The sequence below is a fragment of the Georgenia sp. SUBG003 genome, assembly GCF_000715355.2.
Classification (GTDB): Bacteria; Actinomycetota; Actinomycetes; order Actinomycetales; family Actinomycetaceae; genus Georgenia.
In genome coordinates this window covers 4,388,230-4,396,859 of the sequence record NZ_CP180204.1, presented here as the reverse complement: position 1 = coordinate 4,396,859, position 8,630 = coordinate 4,388,230, and the positions used below count along the sequence as shown (strand labels likewise).

Sequence of the window (8,630 nt, the reverse complement as noted above, 5' to 3'; positions counted from 1 at the left end):
GACCGATCCGCGTGGCCCTGCTCGCCCGCGCGTGCGCTCTTCTCGGGGACGCCGAGACGTCGCAGCGCGAGACCGGCGTGGCCCGCGAGATCTTCGAGCGGCTCGGTGCGGATCCGGACCTCAGGTCCCTGGACGGAAGCCGGCTTCTCACCGAACGCGAGACCGAGGTGCTGAGCCTGGTCGTCACCGGAGCGACGAACCGTGCGATCGCCGCCGAGCTCGTGCTGAGCGAGCGCACCGTGGACCGGCACGTGAGCAACATCTTCGCCAAGCTGGGCGTGTCGTCCCGGGCGGCCACCGCCCGCGCCCTCGAGCTGCAGCTGGTACCCACGCGCAGTGCCTCGGAAGATGGGTAGTCTCGCCGACGCGCGAGGCCACCGTGGCTCCCTAGCGTCGACCCCGACGGATCAAACCAAGGAGTCGACATGGCAGAGCACTTCGACACGGTCGTCATCGGTGCCGGACAGGCCGGACTGGCCGCCGGGTACCACCTGGCCAGCCACGGCCGGGCGTTCGTCATCCTCAGGTAGAGGGAGATGAACAGGACCGCGAGCACGATGGAGATGGCCCAACGGATCCAGTCACCACCGCCCGTGTCTGCCATGCCGAGCGCGTTGGTGATCAGCCATCCGACCGCCGCACCGGCGCGCCGAGGATGATGGTCCAGAGGATGCCCAGGTTCTGGTCACCCTTCATGAAGAGTCGCGCCAGGCGCCGATGACGGCTCCTGTGATGATGATCCAGAGAATGCTCATCTGAGCCTCGCTTTCTCACGCCGCGCGTGCGGCGATGACGTCGTGCTGACATGAAGAAGCGTGGCAGCAACGGGCGCCCACCGCATCTTGAAACGCGTCACAGGTGCGTCACAAGTTGTTCAGGACGTCTCGCGTCAGCGAGTGGAGCCCCCACGGGGAGCGCCCTGCGCCGCGCCGGCGCGACGACGCCGTCCCGAGCGGGGCCGGCCACCGGGCGCGGTGGCTGACGACGCCCCCCAGGCCCCCACCCCGGGCGCTACCTGCTGTACCTGGACTTCCAGGTCGACGGCCACGTCCACACCGCGACCTTCGCCGTCAACACGACCGAGGGGCCGGCTCCGCGCGCGGGAGACCACGGCCGCGACGACCACGGTCACTGATCTCCCCCGAAGAGCCGCACCCGTACCGGACACCACGAGAGAAGTTTTCAATGTCTGCATCCTCGAACCAGCCACAGGCGCTGGGCACGCTCATCGAGCTCGAGATCGGCGGGATGACCTGCGCCTCGTGCGCGATGCGCATCGAGAAGAAGCTCAACAGGCTCGACGGGGTCACCGCGACGGTCAACTACGCCACCGAGAAGGCACGGGTCAGTGTCCCGGAGGGGATCGACGCGGCCGCGGTGATCGCGGAGGTGGAGAAGACCGGCTACACCGCCGCCGTGCCCCGCACCGAGCACTCTGACGTCGGTGACCAGGACGGGGCCGAGGAGCCGGACGCGGAGCTGACCGCGCAACCGTCGGAGGAGACAGCCCGTAGAGGCGACGGGAACTGCCGGTTCCGCAGAACTCGTTCCTGCGTGCCGCGGGGCATTTCTGGGCGCGCATTTCCGTGTCTTCCGTCACAGGAGCGAATCGACAGGGAAGCAATGGGTGTACGGCTCGAACTTGGCGTTCCGGTCCAGCTCTCCCTGCCGGGTTCGTCACTGCGGCCGCTGCCAGGCCGTGAGGACGGGCTGCGTCACGCCGAGACACGGTCGAGGCGAACCTGGCCCCGGCTCGAAGGAAAGAATGGCGGACCGGCATGCCGAACGGGCCGTGCCGTGAAGGGCCGCACCTAAAATGGAATACGTGTCGAGAAATGCGCCGGCCCCGCGCACCAAATCGCCCTGGCGCCTGCGCGGAACGGTCACCGGAGCGGCCGTCCTCGGCTACGAGCAGCTCCTGACGGCCGACTACTCCCAGATCGAGATGCGGATCATGGCGGCACCTGTCCGCCGACGCGGGGCTCATCGACGCGTTCAACTCGGGGGGAGGATCTGCACTCGTTCGTCGGCAGCCGCGTCTTCGACGTGCCGACGGACGAGGTGCGCCCGCGCAGCGCAGCAAGATCAAGGCGATGAGCTACGGCCTGGCCTACGGGCTGAGCGCGTTCGGCCTGTCCAAGCAGCTCCGTATCGAGGTCTCCGAGGCCCGGACCCTCATGGAGGGCTACTTCGAGCGGTTCGGCGGTGTGCGTGACTACCTCACCGGGGTCGTCGACCAGGCGCGCCGTACCGGCTACACCGCGACGATCATGGGGCGGCGCCGCTACCTGCCGGACCTGACGAGCGACAACCGGCAGCGCCGCGACATGGCCGAGCGGATGGCGCTCAACGCGCCCATCCAGGGCTCGGCGGCAGACATCATCAAGGTCGCATGGTGGGGACCCGTCGTGCGCTCGACGCCGCCGGACTGCCGCGCTCGGAGATGTTCATGACGAGACCCATGTCGTGCTCGATGAGGACCACGCCGATGCCCAGGTCCCGGATGCGCCGGATCAGCGCGATCAGGTCCTGCTTCTCGCTGTGGTTCAGGCCCGCGGCCGGCTCGTCGAGCAGCAGCATCTTCGGCTGTGTCGCCAGGGCTCTCGCGATCTCGACCCGGCGCTGCTCGCCGTAGGGCAGCTGGGACGCCAGGAGGTCCTCGTCCAGCGAGAACCCGACGAAGTCGAGCCAGCCGCGCGCGTCCTCCAGGCACTGCGCCTCCACCCGCCGGTAGCGGGGGTGTGGAGGATGGCGTCGAAGACGTTCTGCCTGATCCGGGCGTGCATGGCCGTCTTGACGTTGTCGACGACCGTCATCTCCCGGAACATGCGCACGTTCTGAAAGGTCCGGCCGAGGCCCAGCTTGACGATCGAGGACGGCAGCTTGCGGACGATGCTCTCGCCGCCGAACAGGATGTCCCCGGAGGTGGGCCGGTAGAACCCGGTGATGCAGTTGAACGCGCTCGTCTTGCCCGCGCCGTTCGGGCCGATCACGAGATGATCTCCCCGGCGTAGGCATCGAAGGTCAGCCCGTCGACCGCCTTGACCCCGCCGAACCGCAGCCTCGACGAGGGTGAGCGCCGTGGCCCAGGCCCGCTCGACCCCGACACCACCCTGCGCGTACTGGCGGTAGGCGAACACCGGGGAGCGTCGCCATGCGGCCCTCGAAGGGGTCGTTGTTCGTGGTGGCGATGATGCCCGTGGTCATCAGCAGCGGGGCGGTCTCGCCGATCACGCGGGCGATCGCGATCATCACGCCGGTGGTGATGCCGGCGATGGCGGTCCGGAGCACCATGACCACGGTGAGCCACTTCGGCACGCCGAGGGCGTAGGAGGCCTCGCGCAGCTCGTTGGGGACGAGGCGCAGCATCTCCTCCACGGAGCGCACCACCACCGGGGTCATGAGGACGGCGAGCGCGACGGCCCCCATGAACGCGGAGCGGTAGGCGGGCCCGACGATGATCGTGAAGAACGCGAAGGCGAACAGGCCGGCGACGATGGACGGGATGCCCGTCATGACGTCCACGAGGATGGTAATCGCGCGGGCGAGGCGCCCCCTGCCGTACTCGACCAGGTAGATCGCGGTGAAGATGCCCAGCGGGATCGAGATCAGCGAGGCGATCCCCGTCACCCACAGGGTGCCGATGATGGCGTGCAGCGCACCGCCCTCGCGCATGTCGCCGAAGATGCCGGTCATGTCCGTCGTCAGGAAGTCCCAGCTCAGCAGCGCCAGGCCACCCCGGCGTGACGCCCGTCACCGGGGGCCGGCGGTGGTTGCCCGGGCGGGGACGACGTCGGTAGGATCGATCCTTGGTGCAGTTGTGCCCATGTGGCTGCTCCTGCGCCGAAACTTCCAGAACAATACTGTCCGCACTAGTTCCCTGTCCGCATCGGAGTCCACCACTCAATGACCACCACCACGCCCACGCAGCCGACGTCCCCGCAGGTTGCCGTCAACGACATCGGTTCCGAGGAAGACTTCCTCGCCGCGATTGACGAGACCATCAAGTACTTCAACGACGGCGACATCGTCGAGGGCACCATCGTCAAGGTCGACCGGGAGGTTCTCCTCGACATCGGTTACAAGACCGAGGGCGTCATCCTCTCCCGCGAGCTCTCCATCAAGCACGATGTGGACCCCGACGAGGTCGTCTCCGTCGGAGACAAGATCGAGGCGCTCGTCCTCCAGAAGGAGGACAAGGAGGGCCGGCTGCTCCTGTCGAAGAAGCGCGCCCAGTACGAGCGCGCCTGGAGCACGATCGAGAAGATCAAGGAGGAGGACGGCGTCGTCACCGGCACCGTCATCGAGGTCGTCAAGGGCGGCCTGATCCTCGACATCGGTCTGCGCGGCTTCCTCCCCGCCTCCCTCGTGGAGATGCGCCGGGTCCGCGACCTGATCCTCACCGTGTCCTTCCAGCCCAGCTCGGTCGGGTCCGGCTTGCGGATGATGCCGTCCCAGCCGACGCGGTTGAGGAGCTGGACGTCGTAGAGGTGGAAGTGGATGGGGTGGGTGTCCACCCCGTTGTGCGTGAACTTCCAGATCTGCGTGCCGTCGTCCGCCGTCGTCAGCGGGGTGGCCTCCATGCCCTGGGGAAGCTCGACTCCGTCGAGGATCTCGGTGGGCGGGTAGACGTACGGGCTCAGGATCATGTTCTGCAGCCCGGCCTGCGCGTTGGGGGTCTCGACCCCGAGGTAGCCGCTCATGCGGCCGTAGTCGTGCTCGAAGGCCTCACCCATCTCGTCCTGGATCATCTTCGGCTTCAGCGGAACGGTGATGCGCTCGCTCTCCGTCGACGTGCGGAACGGCGCGCCGGGTGACGTGGCGGCGTCGTCTTCGGCGAGCCGGTCGAACGTCAGCGTGGTGTCGAAGATCTGCACCGTGCCGTTGGTCGGGCCGTTCGTCCCGAACGTGGTGCCGTAGGCGGTGTTGTACTCGCCCTGGCCGACGATCACCGGCTTCTGACCGGACTCGAAGACGCCGGTGCCGTCCGCCCGGTGGGTCTTCCACACCTTCAACTCGTTGCACAACGACAACAAGCAGGTCGTGATCACGTCCGACCTGCCGCCGAAGCAGCTCAACGGGTTCGAGGACCGGCTGCGGTCCCGGTTCGAGTGGGGCCTGCTCACCGACGTGCAGCCGCCGGACCTCGAGACCCGCATCGCGATCCTCCGCAAGAAGGCGGTCAACGAGAACCTCCAGGCCTCCGACGAGGTCATGGAGTACATCGCGTCGCGCATCTCCACCAACATCCGCGAGCTCGAGGGTGCCCTCATCCGCGTGACGGCCTTCGCGAACCTCAACCGCCAGCCGGTCGAGCTGTCCCTGGCCGAGATGGTCCTCAAGGACCTCATCACCGACCCCGAGGGCGAGGACATCACGCCGGCGCTCATCATGAGTCAGACGGCGAACTACTTCTCCGTCTCCATCGAGGCCCTGTGCTCCGCGGACCGCTCGCGCGTGCTGGTCACGCACGCCAGATCGCCATGTACCTGTGCCGCGAGCTCACCGACCTCTCCCTGCCCAAGATCGGCCAGCTCTTCGGCGGGCGCGACCACACGACGGTCATGCACGCCACCGGAAGATCCGTGAGCAGATGGCGGAGAAGCGCTCCACCTTCAACCAGGTGCTGGAACAGCATGCTGATCCGGCCTCCTCGTACCCGGTTCATCTGCCTGTCCGACGCTCGAAGGACGTCGATGTCCTCGAACCGGACGGCGGACGCGCTCATCCGGGCACCGTGCGGCAGGAGACGCATGGTCGACATGGCCGTCATGCTCTTGCCCGAGCCGGACTCACCCACCAGTGCGAGCACCTCGCCCTGCACCATGCTCAACGAGATCGAGTCGAGGACCGGTGGCGCGTCCTTCGCCCCGAAAGCGACCGTCAGATCCTCGATCTCCAGCTGTGCGGTCATGATTCCTCCCTAGTGAGGACTAGTCCGTGACCACGGGATGAACCTCCCCTTTGTGGTCGTGCCAGTGGCCTTCGTCCGCGGGGTCACCGAGCTGCTTGTGCAGGGTGCGCAGACCTGAGCTCAGATGGTTGTCGAGCTCAGCGAGCAGACCCTCCTGATCGCCCGAGGCAAGGAGGTCGAAGATGCGCCGATGCTCCTCGAGGTAGTCCTCCTGCCCCTCGAGGCTCTTCACGAGGATGTTGAAGCCCAGGCGGGTCTCGCCGGACAGGGTGTTGTGCATCCTGGTCAGCCGGGGGCTGCCCGACGCCTCGACGATCAGCTCGTGGAAACGCAGGTCGGCCGCGACCACGCCCGACCACTCGTGCCCTAGACTCCAAGGGCCGGGTCGTGAGCCCGGTGGAGCCGTGGGCCTGGTAGGCCGCTCAGCCCGACGCAGTCGGCGGCTCTGCAGGCGCACACCTGGGAGGGGCAGGAAGTGGGAAGACGCGTGACTTCGCTAGGAGTCGCCGGGATGGTCGTGGCCGGGTCGCTCGTCGGTCTGCCGACGGCATCTGCCAAGGGTGGAGCGATCGGTGGGAGCGGAAGCGGCTTCTACCTGTCCGACACGTTCTCGTCGAAGGCCAACATCGAGCTCACCTACGGGTCGGCGGCCGACGACGTCTTCGTCGGCGACTGGGACGACGGCGCCGACACCCTCGCCTACCGGCGCGGCAACGCCTTCTACGTCCGCAACTCCAACACCACCGGAGAGCCGGATCAGCTCTTCACGTACGGGCGTCCCGGAGACACCGTGCTGGTCGGCGACTGGGACGGTGACGGCGCGACACCCTCGCCGTCCGGCGAGGCAACCTGTACCACGTCAAAAACAGCCTGACCTCCGGCGTCGCCGATTCCGTCGTGGCGTACGGCCGGTCCGACGACACCGTTCTCGTCGGCGACTGGGACGCCGACGGCAAGGACACGTTCGCGGTCCGCAGGGGCTCCGAGTACCACGTGCGCAACTCCATGAGTTCAGGGGTCGCCGACAAGATCGCCTACTACGGTCGGTCGGGCGACGACTATGTGGGCGCTGGGACGGCGACGGTGAGGACACCTTCACGGTGCGCCGCGGCAGCGTGTACTACGTCGCCAACGCGATCCGCGGGGGCGAGGCCGATTTCGAGGTCGTGTACGGGCGGGCCACCGACACGACGCTGGTCGGGGACTGGAACGCCGACGGCGTCCGTCCTCGTCCCGCCCCGTGTTCCAGGCCGCTCGGCCGACGTCGAGGTAGTAGAAGCTCGAGTGCTGGGTCGTCTGGAACCGCACGTCGTCGAAGATGTAGAACTCCGCCTCGGCGCCGAAGTAGACGGTGTCGGCGATGCCGGTGCTCTTCAGGTACGCCTCGGCCTTGGCGGCGATGTTGCGCGGGTCGCGCGAGTAGGCCTCGTCGGTGAACGGGTCGACGATCGAGAAGTTGACCACGAGCGTCTTCTGCTTGCGGTAGGGTCGACGAACGCCGAGGTCACGTCCGGCACGAGCTTCATGTCCGACTCGTGGATCGCCTGGAAGCCGCGGATGGAGGACCCGTCGAACATCAGGCCGTCGGTGAACGCGTCCTCGTTGAACGCCTCGACGGGGATGTTGAAGTGCTGCATGACGCCCGGCAGGTCGCAGAAGCGGACGTCGACGAACTTGACGTCCTGCTCCTTCGTGAAGGCGATTGCCTCCTCGGCGTTTTTGAGAACATCCGTTGGCTCCTTGAGGGTAGGGCTGGTGGGTCCGTGGGCGGCGACGCGTTCGGGCGGAACGGCTCCGGCCTGGCGGGCGAGTCGAAGGTAGCCCGCGGCAGTTTCCCGTGTGTCACCCGAATGTGGATGTCATCGATGAGCTGGACTTGCACCTTCTGCGCCATGGTGAGTTCTTTCTCGTCGTCAATCGTCAAGAAACAGGCATCCCCTGAGGAACGGGCGGACGCGCTGCTGCAGTGATACGAATCGATCACGCGTGTGGTGAGCGTAATTCTCTCGACGAGAATTGTCACGCCAGTGGCGCGAGCATGTGTGGGAAGAAGAAGTAATCAGGCTCCGCGAGTCTCCTGCGACTCTTTACGCAGCGCCTCTTCGTCGAGCTTGCGCAGCGCCTCACGCTCATTACGGTCGGCGTTCACGAAGGCCCGGATCACGAGGTAGAAGAGCAGACCCGTGCCCACGGAGGGGATGAGCGCGACGAGATAATCCACGCCTGGAGTGTACGTCGGACGTCTATGTTCCTCCCGCCGCCGATCCCAGGCTCCTGCGGTTCCTCACGACCTTCGCCATGCACTGCACCCGCTCGAGGTGGGAAGCCGCCATGGCGGTGTTCGCAGAGGTCAACCGGATCGCGCTCGGCGCCTATGACGATCTCGTCGACGGCGGCATCTCAGAACCGGTGCGACCGGCGGAACCGTTCCTGGCGGCTTCGCCACGGACGCAGATCGAGAGGTTCTGGCCGAAGAGTTCCGTTACGCCAACGCCCACGGGGCAGACATCGACTACACGTTGATCTCCGGGGACCAGGCGCGCGCCATGGAGCCGGTCCTCGGCGACGGCGTGCGCGCCATCCGGATCGAGGGGCAGCGCTATATCGATCCTCCCCGGTTCATCAGCTCCGTGGCCGATGCCGTCCGGGCACGGGGAGGCGTGATCGTCGAGTAGAGAATGGTGTAAGTCGCGGAGCGCCCCCAGCCGCCGCGGCG

General features: G+C 67.0%; 11 protein-coding genes and 9 pseudogenes. 12 read left to right on the top strand and 8 right to left on the bottom strand.

Annotation, left to right across the window (positions count from 1 at the left end; translation table 11 throughout):
• Positions 1-11: 11 nt before the first annotated feature.
• The 4 genes and pseudogenes from DA06_RS24860 to DA06_RS24845 all read left to right on the top strand — a co-directional run bounded on the left by DA06_RS24860 (position 12) and on the right by DA06_RS24845 (position 2,453).
• The gene (locus tag DA06_RS24860) at positions 12-356 is read left to right on the top strand and encodes a helix-turn-helix domain-containing protein (protein ID WP_418606345.1); all 345 of its coding nucleotides are present in this window, start codon (positions 12-14) and stop codon (positions 354-356) included.
• Positions 357-425: 69 nt separating this feature from the next.
• Positions 426-530 (top strand): FAD-binding protein, encoded by a 105-nt coding sequence (locus tag DA06_RS24855; RefSeq protein ID WP_418606344.1) that lies wholly within the window; start codon positions 426-428, stop codon positions 528-530.
• A gap of 655 nt (positions 531-1,185) precedes the next feature.
• Positions 1,186-1,488: pseudogene (locus tag DA06_RS24850) on the top strand (cation transporter); the annotation flags it as partial.
• Between the two features lie 476 nt (positions 1,489-1,964).
• Positions 1,965-2,453: a DNA polymerase gene (locus tag DA06_RS24845; RefSeq protein ID WP_418608209.1), complete on the top strand. Its 489-nt coding sequence runs from the start codon at positions 1,965-1,967 to the stop codon at positions 2,451-2,453.
• Here the strand turns inward: DA06_RS24845 and DA06_RS24840 are convergent.
• From DA06_RS24840 to pstA, 3 pseudogenes are all read right to left on the bottom strand, one after another.
• Positions 2,383-2,739, bottom strand: a pseudogene (locus DA06_RS24840) (ATP-binding cassette domain-containing protein); the annotation flags it as partial. The gene DA06_RS24845 and the pseudogene DA06_RS24840 overlap by 71 nt on opposite strands.
• Positions 2,740-2,859: 120 nt before the next feature.
• A pseudogene (locus DA06_RS24835) lies at positions 2,860-2,993 on the bottom strand (ATP-binding cassette domain-containing protein); the annotation flags it as partial.
• Between the two features lie 72 nt (positions 2,994-3,065).
• Positions 3,066-3,720 (bottom strand): annotated as a pseudogene (gene pstA, locus DA06_RS24830) (phosphate ABC transporter permease PstA); the annotation flags it as partial.
• Positions 3,721-3,906: 186 nt separating this feature from the next.
• Here pstA and DA06_RS24825 point away from each other — a divergent pair.
• Positions 3,907-4,395: pseudogene (locus DA06_RS24825) on the top strand (S1 RNA-binding domain-containing protein); the annotation flags it as partial.
• 50 nt (positions 4,396-4,445) lie between these two features.
• Here DA06_RS24825 and DA06_RS24820 read toward each other — a convergent pair.
• Positions 4,446-4,541 (bottom strand): annotated as a pseudogene (locus DA06_RS24820) (hypothetical protein); the annotation flags it as partial.
• On the opposite strand from DA06_RS24820, the gene DA06_RS24815 reads away from it, so the two are divergent.
• From DA06_RS24815 to DA06_RS24805, 3 genes and pseudogenes are all read left to right on the top strand, one after another.
• A complete protein-coding gene (locus tag DA06_RS24815) occupies positions 4,501-4,629 on the top strand; it encodes a hypothetical protein (RefSeq protein ID WP_418606343.1) in 129 nt (42 codons plus the stop codon). The pseudogene DA06_RS24820 and the gene DA06_RS24815 overlap by 41 nt on opposite strands.
• Positions 4,630-4,773: 144 nt before the next feature.
• Positions 4,774-4,920 (top strand): hypothetical protein, encoded by a 147-nt coding sequence (locus DA06_RS24810; RefSeq protein WP_418606342.1) that lies wholly within the window; start codon positions 4,774-4,776, stop codon positions 4,918-4,920.
• 81 nt (positions 4,921-5,001) lie between these two features.
• Positions 5,002-5,632: pseudogene (locus tag DA06_RS24805) on the top strand (helix-turn-helix domain-containing protein); the annotation flags it as partial.
• Positions 5,633-5,680: 48 nt separating this feature from the next.
• Here the strand turns inward: DA06_RS24805 and DA06_RS24800 are convergent.
• Both DA06_RS24800 and DA06_RS24795 read right to left on the bottom strand, forming a co-directional pair.
• Positions 5,681-5,827: pseudogene (locus DA06_RS24800) on the bottom strand (ATP-binding cassette domain-containing protein); the annotation flags it as partial.
• A gap of 106 nt (positions 5,828-5,933) precedes the next feature.
• A complete protein-coding gene (locus tag DA06_RS24795) occupies positions 5,934-6,263 on the bottom strand; it encodes an FCD domain-containing protein (RefSeq protein WP_418606341.1) in 330 nt (109 codons plus the stop codon).
• Between the two features lie 138 nt (positions 6,264-6,401).
• Between DA06_RS24795 and DA06_RS24790 the strand changes: the two genes are divergently transcribed.
• The gene (locus DA06_RS24790) at positions 6,402-6,788 is read left to right on the top strand and encodes a hypothetical protein (RefSeq protein WP_418606340.1); all 387 of its coding nucleotides are present in this window, start codon (positions 6,402-6,404) and stop codon (positions 6,786-6,788) included.
• Positions 6,789-7,135: 347 nt separating this feature from the next.
• Here the strand turns inward: DA06_RS24790 and DA06_RS24785 are convergent.
• Positions 7,136-7,617: pseudogene (locus DA06_RS24785) on the bottom strand (glutamine synthetase beta-grasp domain-containing protein); the annotation flags it as partial.
• On the opposite strand from DA06_RS24785, the gene DA06_RS24780 reads away from it, so the two are divergent.
• Entirely contained in the window at positions 7,543-7,884 is a 342-nt protein-coding gene (locus DA06_RS24780; RefSeq protein WP_418606339.1) for a hypothetical protein, read from the top strand. The pseudogene DA06_RS24785 and the gene DA06_RS24780 overlap by 75 nt on opposite strands.
• Before the next feature lie 89 nt (positions 7,885-7,973).
• Here DA06_RS24780 and DA06_RS24775 read toward each other — a convergent pair whose 3' ends face one another.
• On the bottom strand, positions 7,974-8,135 hold the full coding sequence (locus DA06_RS24775; protein ID WP_418606338.1) for a hypothetical protein: 162 nt from the start codon (positions 8,133-8,135) through the stop codon (positions 7,974-7,976).
• Positions 8,136-8,245: 110 nt separating this feature from the next.
• Here DA06_RS24775 and DA06_RS24770 point away from each other — a divergent pair, with 110 nt between their 5' ends.
• Both DA06_RS24770 and DA06_RS24765 read left to right on the top strand, forming a co-directional pair.
• On the top strand, positions 8,246-8,437 hold the full coding sequence (locus DA06_RS24770) for a hypothetical protein (protein ID WP_418606336.1): 192 nt from the start codon (positions 8,246-8,248) through the stop codon (positions 8,435-8,437).
• Positions 8,380-8,589 (top strand): hypothetical protein, encoded by a 210-nt coding sequence (locus DA06_RS24765; protein WP_418608207.1) that lies wholly within the window; start codon positions 8,380-8,382, stop codon positions 8,587-8,589. The genes DA06_RS24770 and DA06_RS24765 overlap by 58 nt, the downstream gene beginning before the upstream one ends.
• Positions 8,590-8,630 lie beyond the last annotated feature (41 nt).